Annotated in this window: 24 protein-coding genes and 1 riboswitch; of the genes, 19 read left to right on the top strand and 5 right to left on the bottom strand. The window is 64.3% G+C overall.

Annotation, left to right across the window (positions count from 1 at the left end; genetic code table 11):
- Positions 1-45: 45 nt before the first annotated feature.
- The 4 genes from ACF8R3_RS04375 to purM form a co-directional block, all read right to left on the bottom strand.
- Positions 46-228 (bottom strand): hypothetical protein, encoded by a 183-nt coding sequence (locus ACF8R3_RS04375; protein WP_023534042.1) that lies wholly within the window; start codon positions 226-228, stop codon positions 46-48.
- 216 nt (positions 229-444) lie between these two features.
- Complete coding sequence (locus ACF8R3_RS04370; RefSeq protein WP_058639491.1) at positions 445-1,155, bottom strand: DUF3108 domain-containing protein; 711 nt, start codon at positions 1,153-1,155, stop codon at positions 445-447.
- A gap of 8 nt (positions 1,156-1,163) precedes the next feature.
- Positions 1,164-1,817: a phosphoribosylglycinamide formyltransferase gene (gene purN / locus ACF8R3_RS04365; RefSeq protein WP_058639490.1), complete on the bottom strand. Its 654-nt coding sequence runs from the start codon at positions 1,815-1,817 to the stop codon at positions 1,164-1,166.
- Positions 1,817-2,875 (bottom strand): phosphoribosylformylglycinamidine cyclo-ligase, encoded by a 1,059-nt coding sequence (purM, locus tag ACF8R3_RS04360; RefSeq protein ID WP_058639489.1) that lies wholly within the window; start codon positions 2,873-2,875, stop codon positions 1,817-1,819. Before purM ends, purN begins: the two co-directional genes overlap by 1 nt.
- 286 nt (positions 2,876-3,161) lie before the next feature.
- Between purM and ACF8R3_RS04355 the strand changes: the two genes are divergently transcribed.
- The 5 genes from ACF8R3_RS04355 to ACF8R3_RS04335 all read left to right on the top strand — a co-directional run bounded on the left by ACF8R3_RS04355 (position 3,162) and on the right by ACF8R3_RS04335 (position 7,657).
- On the top strand, positions 3,162-4,229 hold the full coding sequence (locus ACF8R3_RS04355; protein ID WP_392515037.1) for a DUF2066 domain-containing protein: 1,068 nt from the start codon (positions 3,162-3,164) through the stop codon (positions 4,227-4,229).
- An 11-nt stretch (positions 4,230-4,240) separates the two neighbouring features.
- On the top strand, positions 4,241-5,344 hold the full coding sequence (locus tag ACF8R3_RS04350) for an AI-2E family transporter (protein ID WP_058639487.1): 1,104 nt from the start codon (positions 4,241-4,243) through the stop codon (positions 5,342-5,344).
- 158 nt (positions 5,345-5,502) lie between these two features.
- Entirely contained in the window at positions 5,503-6,210 is a 708-nt protein-coding gene (gene hda, locus ACF8R3_RS04345; protein ID WP_027913921.1) for a DnaA regulatory inactivator Hda, read from the top strand.
- A 127-nt stretch (positions 6,211-6,337) separates the two neighbouring features.
- Positions 6,338-6,976: a C40 family peptidase gene (locus ACF8R3_RS04340; RefSeq protein ID WP_028686867.1), complete on the top strand. Its 639-nt coding sequence runs from the start codon at positions 6,338-6,340 to the stop codon at positions 6,974-6,976.
- Positions 6,977-7,117: 141 nt separating this feature from the next.
- A complete protein-coding gene (locus ACF8R3_RS04335) occupies positions 7,118-7,657 on the top strand; it encodes a C40 family peptidase (protein ID WP_058605353.1) in 540 nt (179 codons plus the stop codon).
- Positions 7,658-7,663: 6 nt separating this feature from the next.
- Here ACF8R3_RS04335 and ACF8R3_RS04330 read toward each other — a convergent pair whose 3' ends face one another.
- Positions 7,664-8,980 (bottom strand): PQQ-dependent sugar dehydrogenase, encoded by a 1,317-nt coding sequence (locus tag ACF8R3_RS04330; protein ID WP_392515035.1) that lies wholly within the window; start codon positions 8,978-8,980, stop codon positions 7,664-7,666.
- Positions 8,981-9,133: 153 nt separating this feature from the next.
- A riboswitch (cobalamin riboswitch) is annotated at positions 9,134-9,354 on the top strand.
- Between the two features lie 119 nt (positions 9,355-9,473).
- Between ACF8R3_RS04330 and cobO the strand changes: the two genes are divergently transcribed.
- The 14 genes from cobO to ACF8R3_RS04260 all read left to right on the top strand — a co-directional run bounded on the left by cobO (position 9,474) and on the right by ACF8R3_RS04260 (position 21,662).
- Positions 9,474-10,085 (top strand): cob(I)yrinic acid a,c-diamide adenosyltransferase, encoded by a 612-nt coding sequence (cobO, locus tag ACF8R3_RS04325; protein ID WP_027913925.1) that lies wholly within the window; start codon positions 9,474-9,476, stop codon positions 10,083-10,085.
- A complete protein-coding gene (locus ACF8R3_RS04320) occupies positions 10,082-11,377 on the top strand; it encodes a cobyrinate a,c-diamide synthase (protein WP_078478967.1) in 1,296 nt (431 codons plus the stop codon). Before cobO ends, ACF8R3_RS04320 begins: the two co-directional genes overlap by 4 nt.
- Positions 11,368-12,024, top strand: a complete 657-nt coding sequence (gene bluB, locus ACF8R3_RS04315) for a 5,6-dimethylbenzimidazole synthase (protein ID WP_193754411.1) — start codon at positions 11,368-11,370, stop codon at positions 12,022-12,024. The genes ACF8R3_RS04320 and bluB overlap by 10 nt, the downstream gene beginning before the upstream one ends.
- Positions 12,021-12,929, top strand: coding sequence for an adenosylcobinamide-phosphate synthase CbiB (cbiB, locus tag ACF8R3_RS04310; protein ID WP_058605357.1), 909 nt, complete (start codon positions 12,021-12,023; stop codon positions 12,927-12,929). Before bluB ends, cbiB begins: the two co-directional genes overlap by 4 nt.
- Positions 12,922-13,914 carry a threonine-phosphate decarboxylase CobD gene (gene cobD / locus ACF8R3_RS04305; protein WP_196185637.1) on the top strand — a complete coding sequence of 331 codons (993 nt, stop codon included), beginning with the start codon at positions 12,922-12,924 and terminating at the stop codon, positions 13,912-13,914. Before cbiB ends, cobD begins: the two co-directional genes overlap by 8 nt.
- Entirely contained in the window at positions 13,911-15,365 is a 1,455-nt protein-coding gene (locus ACF8R3_RS04300) for a cobyric acid synthase (protein ID WP_058639483.1), read from the top strand. The genes cobD and ACF8R3_RS04300 overlap by 4 nt, the downstream gene beginning before the upstream one ends.
- 1 nt (position 15,366) lies before the next feature.
- Positions 15,367-15,888, top strand: coding sequence for a bifunctional adenosylcobinamide kinase/adenosylcobinamide-phosphate guanylyltransferase (gene cobU / locus ACF8R3_RS04295; protein WP_058605360.1), 522 nt, complete (start codon positions 15,367-15,369; stop codon positions 15,886-15,888).
- Positions 15,885-16,940, top strand: coding sequence for a nicotinate-nucleotide--dimethylbenzimidazole phosphoribosyltransferase (cobT, locus tag ACF8R3_RS04290; RefSeq protein WP_196185638.1), 1,056 nt, complete (start codon positions 15,885-15,887; stop codon positions 16,938-16,940). Before cobU ends, cobT begins: the two co-directional genes overlap by 4 nt.
- The gene (gene cobC / locus ACF8R3_RS04285; RefSeq protein WP_392515033.1) at positions 16,937-17,503 is read left to right on the top strand and encodes an alpha-ribazole phosphatase family protein; all 567 of its coding nucleotides are present in this window, start codon (positions 16,937-16,939) and stop codon (positions 17,501-17,503) included. The genes cobT and cobC overlap by 4 nt, the downstream gene beginning before the upstream one ends.
- A 1-nt stretch (position 17,504) precedes the next feature.
- The gene (locus tag ACF8R3_RS04280; RefSeq protein ID WP_196185639.1) at positions 17,505-18,227 is read left to right on the top strand and encodes an adenosylcobinamide-GDP ribazoletransferase; all 723 of its coding nucleotides are present in this window, start codon (positions 17,505-17,507) and stop codon (positions 18,225-18,227) included.
- Between the two features lie 231 nt (positions 18,228-18,458).
- Positions 18,459-19,577: a glycoside hydrolase family 5 protein gene (locus tag ACF8R3_RS04275; protein ID WP_392515072.1), complete on the top strand. Its 1,119-nt coding sequence runs from the start codon at positions 18,459-18,461 to the stop codon at positions 19,575-19,577.
- 165 nt (positions 19,578-19,742) lie between these two features.
- Positions 19,743-20,945, top strand: a complete 1,203-nt coding sequence (locus ACF8R3_RS04270) for an MFS transporter (protein ID WP_196185641.1) — start codon at positions 19,743-19,745, stop codon at positions 20,943-20,945.
- Positions 20,942-21,064 carry a hypothetical protein gene (locus ACF8R3_RS04265; RefSeq protein ID WP_256675178.1) on the top strand — a complete coding sequence of 41 codons (123 nt, stop codon included), beginning with the start codon at positions 20,942-20,944 and terminating at the stop codon, positions 21,062-21,064. The genes ACF8R3_RS04270 and ACF8R3_RS04265 overlap by 4 nt, the downstream gene beginning before the upstream one ends.
- 46 nt (positions 21,065-21,110) lie before the next feature.
- The gene (locus ACF8R3_RS04260; protein WP_196185642.1) at positions 21,111-21,662 is read left to right on the top strand and encodes a glutathione peroxidase; all 552 of its coding nucleotides are present in this window, start codon (positions 21,111-21,113) and stop codon (positions 21,660-21,662) included.
- The last annotated feature ends 287 nt before the right edge of the window (positions 21,663-21,949 follow it).

The raw sequence follows: 21,949 nt of genomic DNA, 5'->3' as shown, positions 1-21,949 counted from the left end.
GCGCCATGACGGGTATTCACGTCACGTTTTTTCTAAAGATCGCTGTCACTGTGTGGTGCGCTGCTTTTCCAGGTCTTCCAGTTCGACACGGTACTGTTGCGCCTCGTGTTCGTTGTGGAACATCCCGACCAACTGGCCCTGCTGGTGCACATCCCAGATCCGCACGCCTGCGGCCAGGCCTTCGTGGGACATTTTCGATTCGTCGCGTTCGGTCACTTGAACTGTCATCGTTAAACTCCACTTTTTCTGGTTGGGTGCGACAGTCTGTCGCACGCCTTATTTATAGAGTTTGTTAGCAGCCTAAGTAAATAAAACGGCCATGAAACAAGTTTCATGTAGCCATGGTATGCCTAGGCCCGACTGCTTTATGCCCGCCCAAATAAAAGCCCCGCACGGGGCGGGGCTTGGTGTTGCGTTATGGCTCAACGCCGACAAGCTTGAGTGTCAGTTACCTTTAACCGACTTGCCATCGACCGTGCCGTCCTGCAGGACGATCACGTATTCCTTGCCATCGGTTTCCACTTGGCGCAATTGCACCAGCAAGTAGTCCCAGTTCTTGGCAAACCACAGCTCGGTGATGCGCTTGCTCTGGCTTGGATCACGCACACGTTCGACCTTGACGGCATCCACCTGGCCGGTCTTGGTGGTGACTTTCTCAGTACCCAGTACGCGGAAGTCATAGGTGTCGATCTCGTCACCATCGACCACCTGGTAGGTCATGCTCTTCTTGCCAGCGGCAACATCGTGCTGCAGCGCCAGCTGATAGGACGACTTGTCGAGCACCCCACGGTTGAGCGGCAGGGTGATGGCATCGCCACGATCGCTGCCGGTCACTTTCTTGGCAGCCCAGTCGAAGTTCAGGTCGACCTTTTTGGCCTTGCCAAGACCGCCGCGCTCGAAGTGGTAACGCTGCGGCAGCAAGGTGTCGTTATCCAGGCGCAGCGAGCTTTGCTCGGTCAGGCTGGCGATCATCATCGACGCTTTGAAGTTCAGGTCCCAGGTACCATCGGCATTCTTGACCAGGCTACGTTCGGCGGTACCGCTCATGGGCAGTTGCTTCCAGTCGGCGGTGTAGCTGGCCGAGAACGGCTTCAGGTCTGCTGCCTGGAGGGGCAGGGCAAGCACGGCAAGAGCCAAGAGCAGGGCACGACGCATAGTATCTCCTAGGATCGAATCAAATGACCGCTGGCCGACAGGGGCTGGCCATCCAGTAATGCACCTTGTTCGCCAAGACGCAAGCGGCCGTTGGCGAACCAGTGAACAGCCATTGGGTAGATGACGTGTTCCTGTGTGTGAACCCGCTGAGCCAGGCTTTGGACCGTGTCATCGGGTGCCACCGGCACGACAGCCTGTACGACCAACGGGCCCCCATCGAGTTCCTCGGTGACAAAGTGGACACTGCACCCGTGCTCGACATCCCCTGCTTCCAGGGCGCGTCTATGGGTGTGCAACCCTTTGTAGCGAGGCAGCAGCGAAGGGTGGATGTTGAGCAGGCGACCTTGGTAGTGGCGCACGAAGTCGCCACTGAGGATACGCATGAAACCCGCCAGCACCACCAGGTCCGGAGCGAACCCATCGATACAGGCCACCAGGGCCGCATCGAAGGCTTCGCGGCCCTGGAAGCCGGTATGGTCAAGGACCGCGGTGTCAATACCGGCAGCGGCTGCACGCTGCAGCCCGTAGGCATCGGCACGGTTGGAGATGACCGCGCCAATGCGCACGGCGCTGTCCGGGATGGCGCAGCTGTCGATCAGCGCTTGCAGGTTGCTGCCGGAACCCGACAGCAATACCACCACATTGCAGGACTTGCTCGGCATCAGTGTGCCTTGAGGTTCTGCAGCTCGACCTGGGCAGCGCCCTCTGCGGCCTCGGTGATGTGGCCGATGACCCAAGGCTGTTCACCGGCGTTGCGCAGTTCGCTCAGGGCGGTTTCGACCTGGTCCTGGCCTACGCAGATCACCATGCCCACGCCGCAGTTGAGCACGCGGTGCATTTCATGCTCGTCGACGTTGCCCTTTTCCTGCAGGAAATCGAAGACGGCTGGGCGCTTCCAGCTGGCCACGTCGATGACCGCCTGGGCATTGGCCGGCAGTACGCGCGGGATATTGTCCAGCAGCCCGCCACCGGTGATGTGGGCCATGGCCTTGACCGCGCCGGTGTTCTTGATCAGTTGCAGCAGCGGCTTGACGTAGATGCGCGTTGGCGCCATCAGCAGTTCGGTCAGCGGCTGGCCGTCGAGCTGGGTGCTTTCGACGTCTGTGCCCGAGACTTCGAGGATCTTGCGGATCAGCGAGTAACCGTTGGAGTGCGGGCCCGAGGATGGCAGGGCGATGAGCGCATCGCCGGTGGCCACGCGCGAGCCGTCGATGATTTCGGCCTTCTCCACCACGCCTACGCAGAAGCCTGCCAGGTCGTAGTCTTCACCTTCGTACATGCCCGGCATCTCGGCCGTTTCGCCGCCGACCAGCGAGCAGCCTGCCAGTTCGCAACCTGCGCCGATACCGGTGACCACGGTAGCCGCCACGTCCACGTTGAGCTTGCCGGTGGCATAGTAGTCCAGGAAGAACAGCGGCTCGGCACCGCAGACCACCAGGTCGTTCACGCACATGGCGACCAGGTCCTGGCCGATGCTGTCGTGCTTGTTCAGGTTCAGCGCCAGGCGCAGCTTGGTGCCCACGCCGTCGGTGCCGGAGACCAGCACCGGCTGCTTGTAGCCAGCCGGGATCTCGCAAAGGGCGCCGAAGCCGCCCAGGCCACCCATGACTTCAGGGCGTGCGGTGCGTTTTGCCACGCCCTTGATGCGTTCGACCAGTGCTTCGCCGGCGTCGATGTCTACACCGGCGTCCTTGTAGCTCAGGGAGGGTTGCTTGCTCATTGATCCAGGCCTTTAGGAGGGAGGGATTCGTAAAAACGACCCTGACGGCAAGGGCCGGCAGCCATGCAGCGGCTAACCGTGACATCAGTGGTCTGTGAAGGCGCGCGATTTTATCAGGGTTGCCGTGCAGCGGCCATCCTCCGGCCGACGGGCAGGTGAATTTAGGGCTCTCGCCGGTGCAAGATCGCCAGAAGCCTGGCCTTGCCGGTGCTACCTTTAACCGTGCCGCTTGAGGTATGAGTGCTGAAGCTTGAAACTCGCCGTTCCAGAGCACAAGGACACAACGATGCGCTTGTTCACTACTTGGGTCATGGGATGTCTGTGGTTGATCGCAGGGGCGGCCCAGGCCGAGAACGTCTCCGGCCTTTATCAGGTGCGCGAGCCGGTGGCCGGGCAGGGCGCCGAGGCGCGTGCGGCGGCGACCAGCCAGGCCTTCGACACCCTCGTGCTGCGCCTGACCGGCAACCCCAAGGCCGTGCAGAACCCGGCGCTGGCCGCGTTGCGCAAGGATCCGCAACCGATCGTCAACCAGGTGGGCAGCGACGCAGGGCCACCCGAAACCGTCCGGGTCGAGTTCGACCCTGGCAGCACCGAACGTGCCCTGCGCAAGGCGGGCCTCAGTCTGTGGGGCAGCAATCGCCCGTCGATTCTGGGTTGGTGGCTCGTCGAGAGTGTTGACGGCACTAGCCTGGTAGGGGACGGCCAGCCTAGCGCCCAGCCGTTGCGGCGCGCGGCCCGTCACCGGGGCTTGCCGCTGCGTCTGCCGCTGGCCGATCTGCAGGAGCAACTGGTGGCCGACGCCAAGCATATCGAAGCCAAGGATCCTGGGCCGCTGCGTGAGGTCTCCCAGCGCTACGGCGCCGATGCCGTGTTGGCCGTGCACGCCCAGGAGATCGACGGCAAATGGCAAGGCAAATGGCAATTGTGGCTGGGCGAGGGGCGCGAGCAGGGCAGTGCCGAAGGAGCGGACCCGGCAGCGCTGGCCGACGCCGTGATGCTTGCCGTGAGCACGCGGCTGGCACCGCGCTACGTAACGCGTCCCGGGGCCAGTGGTCAGGTGCAGATGCAGGTCCAGGGCATGAACCTGCCGCGCTACGCTGAGCTGGCCCGGGTGCTGGAGTCCTACGGCGCGCAGTTGAAGCGGGTCGACGGCGACGTGCTGACCTATTCGGTCACCGCCAGTCGCGAACAACTCCGGGCTCAGCTGGCATTGGCCAAGCTCAGGGAAGTCCCAGCCGAGCAGGCACCTGCGCCGCAGGTGACCCCGGGGCCATTGGGTACGTCCCCAGACGGGACATCGGTGTCGCCTGCGGCCGCCACCAAACCGTTCGATGGCTTGCGCTTTAGTTGGTAAGAGGGTCGTTCATGACTGACATGCGTCGTTGGATCTGGCTGGGCGTGGCATTGATCGCTATCGCCCTGCTCTATAGCCTGCACAATATTCTCACGCCGTTTCTGGTCGGCATTCTGCTGGCGTACCTGGCCGACCCGCTGGTCGATCGCCTGGAGCGCCTGGGTTTGTCGCGGACCTGGGGCGTAGTGGTGGTGTTCGGGCTGTTCACGCTGCTGATGCTTGCACTGTTGCTCGTGCTCATCCCCATGTTGGCCAAGCAGTTGGTGCGCCTGTACGCGCTGGCGCCGCAGATGCTTGACTGGCTCGAACATGTCGCCTTGCCATGGGTGCAGGGGCGTCTGGGCCTTGCCGATGGGTTCTGGAAATTCGACAAGATCAAAGCGGCCATCGGCGCGCACATGGGGCAAACCACCGATATCGTCAGCATGCTCTTGTCCCAGGCAACGGCCTCCAGCCTGGCGCTGATGGCCTGGGTGGCCAACATGGTGCTGATCCCCGTGGTCGGGTTCTACCTGTTGCGTGACTGGGACTTGATGATGGCCAAGTTGCGCAGCTTGTTGCCGCGCCAGAGGGAGCCACAAATCGTTGGGCTGGCCAGCGAGTGCCATGAGGTGCTGGGTGCGTTCGTGCGTGGGCAACTGCTGGTGATGGTCGCGTTGGGCATCATCTATTCGGCAGGCTTGATGCTGGTGGGTCTTGAACTGGGGTTGTTGATCGGCATGCTGGCAGGCCTGGCGGCCATCGTCCCGTACATGGGCTTCATCATTGGCATCGGTGCGGCGCTGGTGGCAGGGCTGTTCCAGTTCGGTGGCGATCTGTATCCCATGCTCGGCATCGTCGCGGTCTTCATGGTCGGTCAGGCACTGGAGGGCATGGTGCTGACACCTCTGTTGGTAGGCGACCGGATCGGTTTGCACCCTGTGGCGGTGATCTTCGCCATCCTGGCCGGCGGAGAGCTGTTCGGTTTCACAGGCGTGCTGCTCGCGCTTCCGGTGGCGGCGGTCATCATGGTGCTGCTGCGCCACGTGCACGGCTTGTACAAGGAGTCGGACATGTATGCAGGGGATGCGCCGGCTCCCGTCCACCTCGATCCCCCTGCACCCGACCAGCCGTGACAGGCCGGCAGGTGAGCCTCGGTTGCTGCGGCGATAGTGCAACCCATTGATTTTGCTTGGACTCTGCAGCGGCGTCATTGTGCACCCCGCTTGGCAGGTATAGACTTTGCCGATTGTCCACAAAAGGCCCCCAGCGGTCCTGTCGACCGCCCGCGAGCATGAAACCACCGATCCAGTTGCCCCTGGGTGTGCGCCTGCGCGACGACGCCACCTTCATCAACTACTATCCGGGCGCCAATGCCGCTGCGTTGGGGTATGTCGAGCGGCTTTGCGAAGCCGACGCCGGCTGGACCGAGAGCCTCATCTACCTGTGGGGCAAACAAGGCGTGGGCCGCACGCACCTGCTGCAAGCGGCCACCCATCGCTTCCAGCAGCGGGGCGAGCCTGCCGTCTACCTGCCGTTGGCGCAGCTGCTCGAGCGCGGTACCGGTCTTCTGGACTACCTGGCCCAGTACGAGCTGGTGTGCATCGATGACCTGCACGTCATTGCCGGCAAGCCGGACTGGGAGGAGGCCATGTTCCACCTGTTCAACCGCCTGCGCGACAGCGGCCGTCGACTGCTACTGGCAGCCTCCGCTTCCCCGCGGGAATTGCCGGTCAAGCTGCCTGACCTGAAATCCCGTCTTACCCTTGCCCTGGTGTTCCAGATGCGCGGCCTGTCTGACGAAGACAAGCTACGTGCCTTGCAATTGCGGGCATCCAGGCGCGGCCTGCACCTGACCGACGAAGTGGGTCACTTCATCCTCACCCGCGGCGCGCGCAGCATGAGTGCGCTGTTCGATCTGCTGGAACGGCTCGATCAGGCTTCCCTGCAAGCCCAGCGCAAACTCACCATTCCTTTCCTGAAGGAAACCCTCGGCTGGTAAGCCCCTGGAAACACGGGGCCAGAGCCATCCCACGGAAAAGTCACATCTTTTTCGATAAAATTTGCAAATGGAACTTATAGTGGGCATAGTTCCACCCCACTAAAGGATTACAGACACGGTTGTGCCCATGCTCAAGCGCTTCGCACCCCTCGTGCCACTCGCACTCGTGACCCTGCTTTTTGGCTGCGCGGCTCAAGGCCCGGTATCCCAGCCCCAGGATCACACCCCGGTCGCCGTACAGCCGGCGATCAAGGCCAAGGCCTCGTCTTCGCCAGTGTTTGGCGAACCCCAGGAAGTGGCTACCGACGATGAACTGGAGGTCTTCTCCAGCAGCAAGCCCTATCAGTTGCCCGTGCTGGCCGACAGCATTCTGGAGCGCGGCATGTCGTTGATCGGCACCCGCTATCGCTTTGGCGGTACCTCGGAACAGTCCGGCTTCGATTGCAGCGGCTTCATCGGCTACCTGTTCCGCGAGGAGGCAGGCATGACCTTGCCGCGTTCTACTCGCGAGATGATCAACGTCGATGCGCCGAAGGTGGCGCGCAACAAACTCAAGCCAGGCGACTTGCTGTTCTTCAGCACCAATGGCCGTGGCCGTGTCAGCCATGCCGGGATCTACCTGGGCGACAACCAGTTCATCCACTCCAGCAGCCGTCGTAGCGGCGGTGTGCGCATCGATAGCCTCGGTGACCGTTACTGGAGCAAGACCTTCCTTGAGGCCAAACGTGCCTTGGCCATGGCGCCGACTCATATCGCGCGCAACTAATGGCAATCTGATGTGTCCTAACCACGGCGTCGCTGCTTTGCAAAAAAGCTCGACGCCGTGCGTATTTACAGAAAGCGTCTAATCTAATTTCTCAACTCTATCCCGCTGCGGCCCAGCGTTCCCATACAGGATGTTTTGGCCATGACAACGATGGCGCGCTTCGCTTTCATTTCCCTGGCAGCCTTATTGGCGGCCTGCTCGAGCCAACCCCAGGCACCTGCCCCTACACGGGTCGTGCAGCCTCAGGTTACCTATAGCCAACCCAGCTTCTCGCCCACTGCCGATGACGTACTGATTCGCGCCATTGGTCTGGTTGGCACGCCCTACCGCTGGGGCGGCAATACGCCCGATTCGGGTTTCGACTGCAGTGGTCTGATCAAGTACGTCTACCGCGATGCCGCCGGCATCAGCCTGCCGCGCTCCACGCGGGAGATGATCGGCATGCGTGCGCCTACTGTGGATGTGAAATCCTTGCAGTCCGGTGACCTGGTGTTCTTCGCGACCAGTGGCGGTTCGCAGGTGAGCCATGCTGGCATTTACGTAGGGGACGGGCGCTTCGTGCATGCGCCCCGCACCGGCGGTACGGTGCGGTTGGACTATCTGTCAAACAGCTACTGGGCCAAGGCCTACCTGCAGGCCAAGCGGGTCATCCCACAAGGGCACCTGGCCCAGAACCCCTGAGCCCGATCACCGAGCTTTGCTGACGCGCCAGATGGCATTGCCTACATCGTCAGCTACCAGCACGGCCCCGTGGCCATCCAGGGCAACCCCCACGGGGCGGCCCATGGCTTGGCCGCTTTCATTCAGGAACCCATCGAGTACGTCCATGGGCTTGCCCGACGGCTTTCCCGAGGCGTCGAAGGGTACGAATATCACCTTGTAGCCGCTGTGCGGCTTGCGGTTCCAGGACCCGTGCTGGCCAATCAATGCACCTGCCCCAAAACGCGCCGGCAATACACCCGAGCCGGCGAAGGCCAACCCCAATGAAGCGGTATGCGGCCCCACGGCATAGTCGGGTACTCGTGCCCGGGCGACCTTGGCAGGATCCTGGGGCTGCACGCGTTCATCCACATGCTGGCCATAGTAGCTATAGGGCCAACCATAGAATCCACCTGCTTGTACCGAAGTGATGTAATCCGGTACCAGGTCGCTGCCGATTTCGTCACGTTCGTTGACTGCGGTCCAGAGCGCGCCACTGTGAGGCTCCCAGGCAAGCCCGTTGGGGTTGCGCAGGCCGGTGGCGAACAGGTGGTGCTTGCCGGTGCTGGGGTCGATCTCCCAGATCGCGGCGCGCCCCTGCTCCTGATCGAGGCCGTTTTCACCCACGTTGCTGTTCGAGCCCACGGTGACATAGAGGCGCCGTCCATCGGGGCTTGCGATGACATTCTTGGTCCAGTGGTGATTCAACGGGCCGGCTGGCAGTGAGGTGACTACCTCTGCCGGACCGGTTACCTGGCGTGCACCGGGCTGGTAGTGAAAACGCAGCAGTTTATCCGTATCGGCCACGTAAAAATCGTTGCCCACCAGTGCCATCCCAAAGGGCGAGTTCAGCCCGTCGGCAAAGGTATGGCGGATTTCCGCAACGCCGTCCTGGTCCGCGTCGCGCAACAAGGTAATGCGATCAGGGCTGGGCACGGCGGCCCCCGCGCGTGCCATGACCCGCTTCATGGCCCATCCGCGAATACCCTTGGCGTCTTCGGGTTTGGCAGGTGCGTTGGTTTCTGCCACCAGCACGTCGCCATTGGGCAGCACATAGAGCCAGCGCGGATGGTCGAGGTCACCGGCAAAGCGCGACACCTGCAACCCGGGTGCAGCCTGGGGCATGCGTCCGGCGGGCCAGCCGACGGCTGGCGCGATGTTCACGGTGGGTAGCAGGGTCTTGGCGGGGGAGGGCAGCTGCGGCGCGGGGCCGGTGCCGTCGGCCACTGTCAGGCGCGCCCTTTCGCCGCAGCCACTCAAGCCCAGGCTTACAACAAGTGCAACAGGCAGTGCCACGCGGTTCATGGTCGGCGTCCTCGGCAGGTTCTATTGATTCAGAGGGTAGGGAATGCCGCGGGTTCATTCGCACAGGCGGCAGGGGCTGCATCGGCGGCTCGGCGATCGCTGCTGTGCCGCCAGGCGAGCCGCGTCGATTGACGCTCCGGGTGCAACCCTCTAACCTTCGCGCGTGTTTCAGGTGCCCCGCCAGCCACGTCTGGCCAGGGTGAAACTGGGAAGTCGGTGAGCGCCCGCAGGGTGCGATTCCGGCGCTGCCCCCGCAACGGTAGGTGAGAGACGGCCGCGCAGGGCCACTGGGTACGATCCCCGGGAAGGCGCGCAGGTCAGGGCCAGTGGCCCGCTCACGAGCCCGGAGACCGGCCTGATACTGCCAACGGCATCACGGAGGGTGATGCGCGGTGCACTCTGGCTTTGGCCAATGCCCCTGCGCGCGCTCCGTTTGCCTGCCCATTCCCTGACACGGCGCTCGATCGTGGTGTCAGCCAGCGGAGAACTTCCCATGAGCGACGCCACCGAGCGCGACGAACGCCATCTGGCACGGATGCAGCGCAAGAAAGCGGTCATTGACGAGCGCATTGCCAACTCCCCTAACGAATGCGGCCTGCTGCTGGTGCTCACCGGCAATGGCAAGGGCAAGAGCAGCTCGGCCTTCGGCATGCTGGCCCGGGCCCTGGGCCACGGCATGCAGTGCGGCGTGGTGCAGTTCATCAAGGGCCGCAACAGCACCGGCGAAGAGCTGTTCTTCAGGCGCTTTCCCGAACAGGTGCGCTACCACGTGATGGGCGAGGGCTTCACGTGGGAGACGCAGGACCGCCAGCGTGACATTGCGGCGGCAGAAGCGGCGTGGGCCGTCTCCCGGCAACTGCTGCAGGATCCTGCGGTGCAGTTCGTGGTGCTCGACGAGCTCAACATCGCGCTCAAGCACGGCTACCTTGATCTGGACCAGGTGCTGTCGGACATCCAGGCCCGCCCTCCCATGCAGCACGTCATCGTCACCGGTCGCGCGGCCAAGCCGGAAATGGTCGAGCTGGCCGACACCGTGACCGAAATGGGTATGCTCAAGCACGCGTTCCAGGCCGGTATCCGTGCCCAGAAGGGCGTCGAGCTGTGAGCCAGGCCCGCCATTGCCCCGCCGTTCTGATTGCCGCACCGGCCTCTGGCCAAGGCAAGACCACGGTCACTGCCGCGCTGGCGCGCCTGCACCGGAATCTGGGCCGCAAGGTGCGGGTGTTCAAATGCGGGCCTGACTTTCTTGACCCCATGATTCTCGAACGTGCCAGCGGTGCACCCGTTCGCCAGCTCGACCTGTGGATGATCGGTGCCGAGGAGAGCCGCCGGCTGCTCTGGGAGGCGGCAGGTGAAGCCGACCTGATCCTCATCGAAGGGGTGATGGGGCTGTTCGACGGCACCCCTTCGAGTGCCGACCTGGCGCGTCACTTCGGCGTGCCGGTGCTGGCGGTGATTGATGGTACGGCCATGGCCCAGACCTTTGGCGCGCTGGCCCTGGGCCTGGCGCGTTATCAGCCGGACCTGCCGTTTGCCGGAGTGTTGGCCAACCGGGTGGGCAGCCTGCGTCATGCGCAACTGCTCGAAGGCAGCCTGACGGAGGGCCTGCGTTGGTATGGCGGCTTGTCCCGCGAGCGCGGCATCGAACTGCCCAGCCGTCACCTGGGGTTGGTGCAGGCCAGCGAGTTGAACGACCTGGACGCACGTCTGGACGCTGCTGCCCAAGCATTGGGCGCCAGCTGCGATGCCGCGTTGCCACCGGCCGTCACCTTCGAGCCGGCCGATCCGCTATCCGCCCAGGCTACCTTGGCGGGTGTACGTATCGGTGTAGCCCGCGACGAAGCCTTTGCCTTTCTCTATGGCGCCAACCTGGACCTGTTGCGCCGTCTAGGCGCACAGGTGCAGTTTTTCTCCCCCCTGCATGATGCGCAGCTGCCCGAAGTGGACAGCCTGTACCTGCCCGGCGGTTACCCCGAGTTGCACCATCATGCCCTGGCGCGCAATACCTCAATGTGCCAGGCCATCCGCGCCCATCACGCCCAAGGCAAGCCACTGCTGGCCGAATGCGGCGGCATGCTGTATCTGCTCGACGCGCTGACCGACGTGGCCGGGGACAGGGTCGAGTTGCTCGGGTTGCTGCCAGGTGAAGCGACCATGCAAAAGCGCCTGGCGGCCCTGGCCCTGCAAGCGGTCGAGCTGCCCGAGGGCACACTGCGCGGCCATACCTACCACCACTCCCTGACCAGCACTGCGCTCAAGCCGCTGGCACGTGGGTTGAGCCCCAACGGCGGGCGCGGCAACGAAGCCGTGTATCGGCTGGGCCGCTTGACCGCGTCCTACGTGCACTTCTACTTCCCCTCCAACCCGGAGGCGGCCGCAGCGCTGCTTTGCCCATGAGCGAGCATGCGTTCAGCGACCAGGAGCGTGCCGCGGTCTATCGCGCCATCGGCGAGCGGCGCGACATGCGCCATTTCGTTCAAGGCGAGGTGGCGCCGCAGGTCATGACACGGTTACTCAGCGCAGCCCACCAGGCACCGAGCGTGGGCTTGATGCAGCCATGGCGGTTCATCCGCATCACCGAGCGGGCCTTGCGTGGGCGCATCCAGGCACTGGTGGAGGCCGAGCGGGCGTTGACTGCACAGGCGCTGGGCGAGCGCTCGGACGAATTCATGAAGCTCAAGGTAGAGGGCATCAACGATTGCGCCGAACTGTGGGTCGCCGCCTTGATGGACAACCGTGAGCCCCACATTTTCGGGCGCCGCACGCTGCCTGAGATGGACTTGGCCTCGCTCGCCTGCGCCATCCAGAACCTCTGGCTGGCCGCCCGTGCCGAAGGGCTGGGCATGGGCTGGGTATCGCTGTTCGATCCCAAGGCGCTGGCAGCGTTGCTTGGCATGCCCAGCGGCGCCAAACCCGTGGCCGTGCTGTGCCTGGGGCCGGTGGCGGCATTCTACCCTGCACCCATGCTGGTCATGCAGAACTGGGCCGAAGAACGGCCGTTGCACCAGATGCTGTTTGAAAACCGTTGGGGAGAAGGCGCATGAGCGTGGCGTTGCTGACCGTGGCCGGTGTGGCCCTGGATGCATTGTTCGGCGAGCCCCGGCGGCGCCATCCGCTGGTTGCGTTCGGCAACATGGCCAGCAGCCTTGAGCGGCGCTTCAATGCCGGCGGGCGTGGTTGGCGCAGTCATGGTGTGAGCGCCTGGTTCCTGGCGGTGGTGCCCCTGACCTTGCTGGCCCTCATGCTCTCCTGGCTGCCTGTGATCGGCTGGCTGGTCGATGTGCTGGCGTTGTACTGCGCCCTGGGGCTGCGCAGCCTGGGCGAACATGTGCTGCCGGTGGCCACGGCCCTGCGCCAGGGGGATCTGGAAGAAGCACGGCGGCGGGTGGGGTATCTGGTCAGCCGTGAAACCCGTGAGCTGGACGAGACGGCGGTAGCGCGGGCAGCCACTGAGTCGGTGCTGGAAAACGGCAGCGATGCCGTGTTCGCCGCCTTGTTCTGGTTTGCTGTGGCCGGGGCGCCAGGGGTGGTGCTTTATCGACTGAGCAACACCCTCGATGCCATGTGGGGCTATCGCAACGAGCGCTTCGAGCGCTTCGGCTGGTGCGCGGCGCGCATCGATGACCTACTCAACTACGTGCCGGCGCGCCTGGTCGCGCTTACTTATGCGGTGCTGGGCAAAACCCGTCTGGCGCTGGCCTGCTGGCGGCGCCAGGGGCCACTGTGGGACAGCCCCAACGCCGGCCCGGTCATGGCGGCCGGGGCAGGGGCCCTGGGTGTTGAATTGGGCGGGCCGGCGGTGTACCACGGCCAGCTGCACGACCGCCCGCGCCTGGGCGACGGCCCACCGGCCAGCCCCGATGCCATCGAGGGCGGTTGGACGCTGGTGCAGCGTGGGGTATGGCTGTGGCTGTTGGTGTTCTGTCTGGGAGCTTATCTGAATGCTTGAACATGGAGGCCGGCTGCTGCGCGCGGTTCGGCAGTACGGCATCGCCCGCGAGCAGTGGCTGGACCTGTCCAGCGGCATTGCGCCCTGGTCCTTCCCGATACCGCCGATCCCACTCGAAGCCTGGGCACGGCTACCGGAAACAGACGATGGCCTCGAACAGGCGGCGTGTAGCTACTACGGCGCCACGCGACTGCTACCCGTAGCGGGCTCACAGGCTGCCATCCAGGCCCTGCCGCTGTTGCGCAGCCCGAGCCGGGTCGGGGTGCTGACGCCCTGTTATGCCGAGCATCCCTATGCCTGGCAGCGCGTTGGACACGCGTTGCTCGAGCTCGATGAGCATCAGGTCGACGACGCGCTCGACGACCTCGACGTCCTGGTCTTGGTCAACCCGAACAACCCCACCGGCCGTGTCGTGCCTGCGCCCACGCTGCTGGGATGGCATCAGCGCCTGGCAGCGCGCGGTGGTTGGCTGGTGGTCGATGAAGCTTTCATGGACAACAGCCCCGGAAACAGCGTGATGGAAAGTGCCGAGCGCCCCGGTTTGATCGTGCTGCGCTCGTTCGGCAAGTTCTTCGGCCTGGCCGGTGTGCGCCTGGGCTTCGTGGCCGCAGAGCATAGCTTGCTGCTGCGCCTGGCCGAACTGCTCGGCCCGTGGACCATCAATGGTCCCAGCCGGGTGCTGGCCCAGGCCAGCCTGACCGACCTGGCCATGCAGCAGCTGCAGCGCCAGCGCTGTGCAGACGCCAGCGAACGCTTGGCGGCTTTGCTCACCCATGCAGGGCTGGCGCCCGCCGGCGGGTGTGACCTGTTCCAGTACGTGCGGTGCGAGCATGCCGCGCGATTGCACGATCACCTTGCCCGACACGGGGTGCTGGTGCGCCAGTTCGAGCGCCCGGCGGCCTTGCGTTTCGGCTTGCCGCCAAGCCAGGCAGACGAACGACGATTGGCCCAGGCCCTGAGTGCCTACCCCAAGGACCTTACATGACGACCCTGATGGTGCAAGGCACCACCTCCGATGCCGGCAAAAGCACCCTGGTGACTGCCCTGTGCCGCTGGCTGCTGCGCCAGGGCATCGGCGTGGTGCCATTCAAGCCGCAGAACATGGCCCTCAACAGCGCCGTGACCGCCGACGGTGGCGAGATTGGCCGGGCCCAGGCGGTGCAGGCCCAGGCCTGTCGCCTGGCGCCGCACACCGACATGAACCCGGTGCTGCTCAAACCCAACAGCGACACAGGCGCCCAGGTGATCATCCATGGCCGTGCGGTGACCAGCATGAACGCGGTTGCCTACCACGATTACAAGGCCATCGCCATGCAGGCCGTGCTGGCCTCGCACCAGCGCCTGAGCCAGGGCTGGCCAGTGGTCATGGTCGAGGGCGCAGGGTCGCCGGCGGAGATCAACCTGCGGGCCGGCGACATTGCCAACATGGGGTTCGCCGAAGCCGTGGACTGCCCGGTGATCCTGGTCGCCGACATCAACCGCGGGGGCGTGTTCGCCCACCTGGTCGGTACCCTCGAACTGCTGTCGCCCAGCGAGCAGGCGCGGATCAAAGGGTTTGTCATCAACCGTTTCAGGGGCGACATCGCTTTGTTGCAACCTGGGCTCGACTGGCTGGAGCAGCGCACCGGCAAACCCGTGCTAGGCGTGCTGCCGTACGTCACCGACCTGCACCTTGAAGCCGAGGACGGCATCGACCGGCGCCAGAGCGAAAAGCAGCAGCGCGTGCTCAAGGTGATCGTGCCGGTGCTGCCACGCATCAGCAACCACACTGACTTCGACCCGCTGCGCCTGCACCCGCAGGTCGACCTGCAGTTCATTGGCCCTGGTCAGCCGGTGCCGCCAGCGGACCTGATCATCCTGCCGGGTTCCAAGAGCGTGCGTGGCGACCTTGCGCAATTGCGCGCGCGTGGCTGGGACAGGGCCATCGAACGCCATCTGCGCTATGGCGGCAAGGTAATCGGTATCTGCGGCGGCCTGCAGATGCTTGGGCGCGAGGTGCACGATCCGCTGGGCCTGGAGGGCGCTGCAGGCTCCAGCCCCGGCCTCGGCCTGCTGGACTACGCCACGGTGCTGGAAGCCGACAAGCAGTTGCGCAATGTCTCCGGAACCTTGCACCTGGACGCATCGCCCGTGACCGGTTACGAGATCCATGCCGGTGTCACCACTGGCCCTGCGCTGGCGCACCCGGCGGTACGCCTGGCCGACGGCCGCTGCGAGGGTGCCATCAGCACGGACGGCCAGGTGTTGGCCACTTACCTGCACGGGTTGTTCGAGGGCAGCGCCTCCTGCGCGGCCCTGCTGCGCTGGGCTGGGCTTGAAGACGTGCAACTGATCGACTACGAGGCGTTGCGCGAGCGCGATATCGAACGCCTGGCTGATCTGGTGGACAAGCACCTGGACACCCAGCGCCTGCGCCAATTGTGTGGAGTACCCTGACGTGCGTACGTTCGTGATCGGCGGAGCCCGGTCTGGCAAGAGCCGCTTGGCCGAGCAGCGGGCAGCCGACTGCGGCCTGCCCGTGACCTATATCGCCACCAGTCAGCCGCTGGACGGCGAGCTCGATGAGCGGGTGCAGCTGCACCGCCAGCGCCGGCCCGTGGAGTGGGGGTTGATCGAAGAACCCTTGGCCCTGGCTGCTGTACTAAAGGCCGAAGCTGCTGCTGACCGCTGCCTGCTGGTGGACTGCCTGACGCTGTGGCTGACCAACCTGCTGATGCTGGATGACCCGCGCCGGTTGGCCGAGGAACGTGATGCCCTGTTGGGCTGCCTTGAACACCTGCCCGGCCACATCATCCTGGTCAGTAACGAGACTGGCCTGGGTGTGGTGCCCATGGGCGAGTTGACGCGACGTTACGTCGATTTGGCCGGTGTCGTGCACCAGGCGGTGGCCGAACGTTGCCAGCAGGTGATCCTCACGGTCGCTGGCCTCCCACTCACGCTCAAAGGACCTGCATCATGAACCCTGTCTGGTGGCAGATGCCCTGCCGGCCCATCGACGGTGCTGCCATGGCCGCAGCACGCGAGCGGCAGCAACAATTGACCAAGCCTGCCGGTTCGCTCGGCCAGCTCGAAACGCTCGCCATTCAGCTGGCAGGCCTGCAGGGCTGCGAACGGCCGGTGCTCGAGCACGTTGCGATCAGCCTGTTCGCCGGCGACCACGGCGTGGTCGAGGAGGGCGTCTCGGCGTATCCTCAGGCCGTGACAAGCCAGATGTTGCGCAATTTCGTCGGCGGGGGTGCCGCCATCAGTGTGCTGGCGCGCCAACTGCACGCCACCTTGGAGGTGGTCGACCTCGGCACGGTCGACCCGACGCTCGCACTGCCGGGCGTTCGCCACGTGCACCTTGGCCCCGGCACGGCCAATTTCGCCCGAGAGCCTGCCCTGAGCGAGGCACAATTGCAGGCCGCCTTGCAGGCAGGTCGTGACAGCGCGCTGCGGGCGGCGACCCACGGCGCACAGCTGTTCATCGGCGGTGAAATGGGTATCGGCAACACCACCGCAGCGGCGGCGCTGGCCAGCGTACTGCTCGCCTGTCCGCCAGCCACGCTGAGCGGGCCAGGCACTGGGTTAGACAGTGCCGGCGTGCAGCACAAAGCACACGTCATCGAGCGGGCTCTGGCCTTGCACCGCCTGGCGGCCGATGAACCGCTGCGTGCACTGGGCTGCGTGGGGGGCTTCGAGCTGGCGGCGCTGGCCGGCGCTTATCTGGCGTGTGCCCAGGCGGGTGTGGCGGTGCTGGTGGACGGGTTCATCTGCACGGTGGCGGCCTTGGTGGCCGTGCGCCTCAACCCCCAGTGCCGCGCTTGGCTGTTGTTCGCCCATCAGGGTGCGGAGCCCGGCCACCAGACGGTGCTGAGCGCCTTGCAGGCCGAGCCTTTGCTGGCTCTGGGGCTGCGCCTGGGTGAGGGCAGTGGTGCCGCGCTGGCCGTGCCGTTGCTGCGGCTGGCCTGCGCGCTACACGGGCAAATGGCGACCTTTGCCGAGGCTGCCGTGGCGGACCGTCCGGCATGAGGCTCGACCTGCTGCGCCACGGGGAAACCGAGCAAGGTGGTCTGCGTGGCAGCCTCGATGACGCCCTGACCGAAAAGGGCTGGGCTCAAATGCGCGCCGCCGTGGCCGACGCAGGGCCTTGGCAGGCATTGGCCAGTTCGCCATTGCAGCGCTGTGGCCGATTTGCCGATGAGCTGGGCGCCAGGCTGGGCCTGCCCGTGCAGCGCGAGCCTGCATTGCAAGAACTGCATTTCGGCGATTGGGAAGGGCGCACGGCGTTGCAGATCATGGAACACGACGCCCAGGCGCTTGGGCAGTTCTGGGCTGATCCCTACGGCTATACGCCGCCCAATGGCGAGCCGGTCCAGGCGTTTGCGCAGCGCGTCCTGACGGCCATCGAGGGGTTGTACCGCCAGCATGCTGGCAAGCGCGTACTGCTGGTCACCCATGGTGGTGTCATGCGGCTGCTGTTGGCCCGCGCGCGTGGCCTGCCCAGGGCGCAGCTGTTGCAAGTGGAAGTCGGCCATGGCGCATTGGTGCGCTTGCAAGTCGGCGAGGATGGCCAGCTGGTTGAGGGGGGTTAGCATGCTGCCATTCTGGATTGCCCTGCAGTTTCTAAGCAGCCTGCCTGTCACCTTGCCCGGCATGCCAACGCCACGCCAGGTAGGCCGCTCGTTGTTGTACTACCCCTTGGTCGGGCTGCTGTTCGGTCTCCTGCTATGGCTGGCCAGCCACTGTCTCGCAGGCGTTGCGGCGCCGCTGCATGCCGCCTTGCTGCTGAGCCTCTGGGTGCTGCTCAGTGGCGCGCTGCACCTGGACGGCCTGGCAGATAGCGCAGACGCCTGGCTAGGCGGGTTTGGTGATCGCGAACGCACGCTGCAGATCATGAAAGACCCGCGCAGCGGGCCGGCAGCGGTGGTGACGCTGGTTTTGGTGCTGCTGCTCAAGTTCTGCGCCTTGTGGGCACTGATCGAGCAGGGAGCTGGCCTGCAACTGATGCTGGCACCGGTCATCGGTCGAGCAGCGCTGCTGGGGCTGTTCCTGTGTACCCCCTATGTGCGGCCTGGCGGGTTGGGCCAGGCGCTGGCCGAGCACATGCCCCGCCGCGCAGCAGGGTGGGTACTGTTGATCTGTGCCGGCCTGGGCCTGACATTGGCTGGCTGGGCAATGGTGCTGACGGCGGTCGTGTTCGTCGCCTTGCGCAGGCTGATGTGCAATCGCCTGGGCGGTACCACGGGCGATACCGCAGGTGCACTGCTGGAGCTGCTTGAGCTCACCGTTCTGCTGGGCCTTGTCGTGATCCCGTAAGCCAATCGGGGCAGCGTGGCTTGGGATTTATCCAATTATGTAGGACGACTCTGAAGGCGCCTTCTGCAAAGATCATCTGAAAAAAAGCCGGCAAACTAATCCTGTAAAACGCCTTCACCGGATGCACTACCCTCAGGCGCTTGTTTCCAAGAGGCGTGTGTGATGCATTATTGGCTGCTCTTCCTGGCCCTGCTGGGCTTCACTCCACCTGCCGCCCAGGCAGCCGATCTCATGGCGTTCTGGGACCAACCCCGGCATGGGGGCAACAGCTTCAATCGATTGCCCCCTGACCAGGCCTACTTTGATGCCCTCCGGGCTTATGGCGCGACCTGGGTTCGGGTGTCCTATGACAAATGGCGACCTGCGCAGAGGGACTTTCTATTGGGCAATGCCGATGGCTATCACGGTTTGCCCGCCAGCGACCTGGCTACCCTGCGGTCGGTGTTGGATCGGGCCCATCGAGCCGGCCTCAAAGTGGTGATCGCACCGTTATCATTGCCGGGCATGCGCTGGTCGCAGAACAATAGCGGCACCTTCGACGACCGACTGTGGCAGGACAAGACCTACTGGGCGCAGGCCGCAGCCTTTTGGCGCGACGTCGCCCGTGCGTTGAAGGATCATCCTGCGGTCGCTGCGTACAACCTGGTGAACGAGCCCGCACCGGAAAAGCGCAGCGATCTGCCCGAACATGCCAGCCCGGAGCGCATGCAACGCTGGTATGCGCGCGAGCAAGGCAGTGCGCGTGATTTGCCGGCGCTGTACCGGCGGTTGACGGCGGCCATACGCGAGGAGGATGCGGTAACGCCGATCATGGTGGATTCGGGCTGGTATGCCGCCGCCGATGCCTTCACCTATTGGCCCGCGCCGCTGCCCGATGACAGGGTGCTCTACAGCGTGCACATGTACGAACCCTATGCAGCGACCAGTGCGCCCAACATGACCCGCCGACAGCCGCTGGCCTATCCAGGGGCGGTGCCCTTCGCCGGCCAGCTTCAGCAATGGGACGGCCAGCGCGTGGCGCAGTACCTGCAAGCCCCGCTGAACTGGGCCGATACCATGAACGTGCCCCGTTCCCGCCTGGTGGTGGGCGAATTTGGCTGCATGCGCCGCCTGTCAGGCTGCCGCCAGTACCTGGAGGACGTACTGGGCGTGCTCGATCAGTACCGCTTGCACTGGGCGTTCTACAGTTTCCGCGAAGACAGCTGGGACGGGATGGACTACGAATTGGGCACCGCCAAAGTGCCCTGGCGCTACTGGCAGGCGATCGACCAGGGGTTGGCCGACCCGCTGCCGCGGCAAGCGACCCCCGCGTTCGAACCCATCCGCAAGCGACTGGCGACAGATCAATGACGACCTGCGCTGACGTCCTGCTTGCTGTCAGTCAGCTTCAGCGTTCATGCTGTAACCAAATGCTTCCTTGATGACTTGGCGTACGTGGCGGTGGATGGCCTTGCAGTGCCAGGTTTCATCAACGGCAGCACCTGACGACCTTGCGATGGGCTGGAGACAATAACAATGACGTCTGTATGGCGAACCAGTGGATGGGTGTTGACTGGGGCGGCGCTGATCCTTGCGCTGTCACTTGGCGTCAGGCACGGCTTTGGCTTGTTCCTGGCACCGATGAGCGCCGATTTTGGCTGGGGGCGCGGCGTCTTTGCCTTCGCCATCGCCTTGCAGAACCTGATCTGGGGCCTGGCCCAGCCCTTTGCCGGGGCGTTGGCCGATCGCCTTGGCGCCTCGCGGGTGGTGATGGTTGGCGGCGTGCTGTATGCGGTGGGCCTGGCGATGATGGGCATGGCCGACTCTGCCTGGTCGTTGTCATTGAGCGCCGGCCTGTTGATCGGCATTGGCCTGTCGGGAACGTCCTTTTCGGTCATTCTGGGCGTCGTCGGCCGGGCCGTGCCGCCTGAAAAGCGCAGCATGGCCATGGGCATTGCCAGCGCCGCCGGTTCGTTCGGTCAGTTCGCCATGCTGCCCGGCACCCTCGGCCTGATCCAATGGCTCGGCTGGTCGGCGGCTTTGCTGGTGCTGGGCCTGCTGGTGGCCTTCATCGTGCCGTTGGTAGGCCTGTTGCGCGACCGTCCCTTGCCCTCTTACGGCAACGAGCAGACGCTGGGCGAGGCGCTGCGTGAGGCGTGTGGGCACGCCGGTTTCTGGCTGCTGGCGCTGGGCTTTTTCGTGTGCGGCTTTCAGGTGGTGTTCATCGGGGTGCACCTGCCGGCGTACCTGGTGGACCAGCATCTGCCAGCCACCACGGGCACCACGGTGCTGGCCCTGGTGGGGCTGTTCAATATCGTGGGCACGTTCACGGCTGGTTGGCTGGGCGGGCGCCTGTCCAAGCCACGCTTGCTGACTGGGCTCTACCTGCTGCGTGCGGTCGTCATCGTGCTGTTTCTCTGGGCGCCGGTGAGTGCATTCAGCGCGTACCTGTTCGGTATAGCGATGGGCCTGTTGTGGCTGTCCACGGTGCCGCTCACCAACGGCATCGTCGCCACGGTCTTCGGCGTGCGTAACTTGTCGATGCTTGGCGGTATCGTGTTCCTGTTCCACCAGCTCGGGGCGTTTCTGGGCGGTTGGCTGGGTGGCGTCGTGTATGACCGCACTGGCAGCTATGACCTGGTCTGGCAGATCGCGATCCTGCTGAGTGTCTTGGCTGCGGCGCTCAACTGGCCGGTCCGTGAACGGCCTGTGGCACGCTTGCAGGTAACGGCGGCATGAACCCAGTATTGACCCGTATGGTTCTTGCGCTGGTGGCGCTTTTGGTGCTGATGCTGGCCTGGTGGGGGTGGCACGAGGGCGGCATGGCGCTCATGCAATTGGGCATGGGCGTCTGTTAGCCGCTACGCTGCCAGTTCAAGGTTGATCGAGCAGGAGCGAGATGTCATGAGCGTGAAGTGGATGGTGGTGCCGGTATTGGCGTTGATGGCCAGCGCGTCCAGCAGGGCGGCCGAATGCCCGGCCGTGTTGCAGGACACGCTGCCGGAGTTGCGGGGCAAGGGTGAGGTCGCGTTGTGCGAGCGGTTTGCCGGTAAGCCGTTGGTGGTGATCAACACGGCCAGTTATTGCGGGTTTGCGCCGCAGTTCGAGGGGCTTGAGGCGGTGTACAAACAGTACCATGGCCGTGGGCTGGAGATGCTGGGCGTGCCTTCGAACGACTTCAAGCAGGAGGATGCGGACAGCGAGAAGACGGCGAAGGTGTGTTATGCGAATTATGGCGTGACGTTCACCATGACCAAGGAACAGGCGGTGCGGGGCAAGGATGCGATTCCGATGTTTGCGGAGTTGGCCAGGCAGAGCAGTGCGCCCAAGTGGAATTTCTACAAGTATGTGATTGATCGTCAGGGCAAGGTGATTGGTAGTTTTTCGAGTTTGACGAAACCGGATGATGCCGAGTTTAAGGCAGCGATTGAGAAAGCTATCGCTTCGCAGCCTTGATCTTTTGGTGCGCTCAACTATTGGTCTCAGTTCGATTGCGGTGGTTTCGAGTCATTGAACTGTAGTGATCTGTGGCTGATGAATATATGAAAGGTCATAAGGGTTCTTAGCCAATTGCCTGCAATCGATTGGAGCGGCCTTGTGCCGCGATGGGCCGCGCCTGCAGGGGTTGTGTGTGGCTTTAAAGTTTGGAATCTGCTCGAATATCAGTTCTAGAGTAATGCGCTGTTTCGCTCTTGCTCTTGCTCTTGCTCTTGCTCTTGCTCTTGCTCTTGCTCTTGCTCTTG

This window comes from Pseudomonas sp. FYR_7, from assembly GCF_043106155.1.
In the GTDB taxonomy this organism is placed as follows: domain Bacteria; phylum Pseudomonadota; class Gammaproteobacteria; order Pseudomonadales; family Pseudomonadaceae; genus Aquipseudomonas; species Aquipseudomonas parafulva_B.
Note: the sequence above shows the minus strand (reverse complement) of the source record. Positions and strands in the feature narration are given on the sequence as shown.

Coding starts and splice junctions, on each gene's coding strand:
- ACF8R3_RS04375 (WP_023534042.1), bottom strand. CDS start 228: ATGACAGTTCAAGTGACCGAACGCGACGAATCGAAAATGTCCCACGAA.
- ACF8R3_RS04370 (WP_058639491.1), bottom strand. CDS start 1,155: ATGCGTCGTGCCCTGCTCTTGGCTCTTGCCGTGCTTGCCCTGCCCCTC.
- purN (WP_058639490.1), bottom strand. CDS start 1,817: ATGCCGAGCAAGTCCTGCAATGTGGTGGTATTGCTGTCGGGTTCCGGC.
- purM (WP_058639489.1), bottom strand. CDS start 2,875: ATGAGCAAGCAACCCTCCCTGAGCTACAAGGACGCCGGTGTAGACATC.
- ACF8R3_RS04355 (WP_392515037.1), top strand. CDS start 3,162: ATGCGCTTGTTCACTACTTGGGTCATGGGATGTCTGTGGTTGATCGCA.
- ACF8R3_RS04350 (WP_058639487.1), top strand. CDS start 4,241: ATGACTGACATGCGTCGTTGGATCTGGCTGGGCGTGGCATTGATCGCT.
- hda (WP_027913921.1), top strand. CDS start 5,503: ATGAAACCACCGATCCAGTTGCCCCTGGGTGTGCGCCTGCGCGACGAC.
- ACF8R3_RS04340 (WP_028686867.1), top strand. CDS start 6,338: ATGCTCAAGCGCTTCGCACCCCTCGTGCCACTCGCACTCGTGACCCTG.
- ACF8R3_RS04335 (WP_058605353.1), top strand. CDS start 7,118: ATGACAACGATGGCGCGCTTCGCTTTCATTTCCCTGGCAGCCTTATTG.
- ACF8R3_RS04330 (WP_392515035.1), bottom strand. CDS start 8,980: ATGAACCGCGTGGCACTGCCTGTTGCACTTGTTGTAAGCCTGGGCTTG.
- cobO (WP_027913925.1), top strand. CDS start 9,474: ATGAGCGACGCCACCGAGCGCGACGAACGCCATCTGGCACGGATGCAG.
- cbiB (WP_058605357.1), top strand. CDS start 12,021: ATGAGCGTGGCGTTGCTGACCGTGGCCGGTGTGGCCCTGGATGCATTG.
- cobD (WP_196185637.1), top strand. CDS start 12,922: ATGCTTGAACATGGAGGCCGGCTGCTGCGCGCGGTTCGGCAGTACGGC.
- ACF8R3_RS04300 (WP_058639483.1), top strand. CDS start 13,911: ATGACGACCCTGATGGTGCAAGGCACCACCTCCGATGCCGGCAAAAGC.
- cobT (WP_196185638.1), top strand. CDS start 15,885: ATGAACCCTGTCTGGTGGCAGATGCCCTGCCGGCCCATCGACGGTGCT.
- cobC (WP_392515033.1), top strand. CDS start 16,937: ATGAGGCTCGACCTGCTGCGCCACGGGGAAACCGAGCAAGGTGGTCTG.
- ACF8R3_RS04280 (WP_196185639.1), top strand. CDS start 17,505: ATGCTGCCATTCTGGATTGCCCTGCAGTTTCTAAGCAGCCTGCCTGTC.
- ACF8R3_RS04275 (WP_392515072.1), top strand. CDS start 18,459: ATGGCGTTCTGGGACCAACCCCGGCATGGGGGCAACAGCTTCAATCGA.
- ACF8R3_RS04270 (WP_196185641.1), top strand. CDS start 19,743: ATGACGTCTGTATGGCGAACCAGTGGATGGGTGTTGACTGGGGCGGCG.
- ACF8R3_RS04265 (WP_256675178.1), top strand. CDS start 20,942: ATGAACCCAGTATTGACCCGTATGGTTCTTGCGCTGGTGGCGCTTTTG.
- ACF8R3_RS04260 (WP_196185642.1), top strand. CDS start 21,111: ATGAGCGTGAAGTGGATGGTGGTGCCGGTATTGGCGTTGATGGCCAGC.